The sequence below is a fragment of the Tamlana crocina genome (assembly GCF_012037625.1).
The window spans coordinates 1-703 of sequence record NZ_JAAVJS010000068.1; the positions used below are offsets into that span (position 1 = coordinate 1).

General features: G+C 40.3%; 1 pseudogene. It reads right to left on the minus strand.

What is annotated here, in order from left to right:
• Positions 1–109 precede the first annotated feature (109 nt).
• Positions 110–703 (minus strand): annotated as a pseudogene (locus tag HC176_RS15640) (inorganic phosphate transporter); the annotation flags it as partial.

A 703-nucleotide genomic window follows, 5' to 3' on the forward strand; every position in this document is an offset into this window, starting at 1 on the left:
CTATGATGGCTGCCAATTCAGGCAGCCGCAGGTGTACCATAAGGTGTAGTTTCATCTTGAACAATGTTTGGTTGATGCGCTTCTGTCTCAGGCCGACCAACCAGACCAGCTACTTCACAGGTAATTCCCGCTTTGGAAAACTTGTAGTTTCTACGGCAATATTGAATTCCCGGTAAAGTTCCAAAAGGTTCATAGTGGAAGTTACGAGATCCCTGGTTTCCAATAAAAGTCCGAAATAGAGTTCAGAATTCTTAGGGCTGCTCTCCGTGGTTCTAATGCGTTTGATCTGCTTTTCAATGAGCTGGGAAACTTCATTAAATAGCTCCTGTTTTCCCGCAAGCACATTTTCAATGCGTGCAAAATCCTGTTGTTCAAAAATCTCTTCAATTTCGTCAAAGAGCTTCTGGATCTTATCATCAACCCTTTTAAGGTCCTTGATCTGGTTGAACTTTAGATTCTTATGGTTATTGTTTACGTGGTTGTAGCTATTCCGGGTAATATAGCCGATAGATTGCACCATATCCTGCAGGTAATCCAGGATAAGGATGTAAAACCGATTAGAATCAAGGGAATTTTCTTCAATGGTCTTGATGAAATAGAAAACATTCCGTTTGAGTTCATCAATTTCAGATTCAAGCTTTTTAATGGCCTTCTTGTTCTTTTTCAGCTTGGATTTATCATAATACCCAAGGTTTTCCACGGT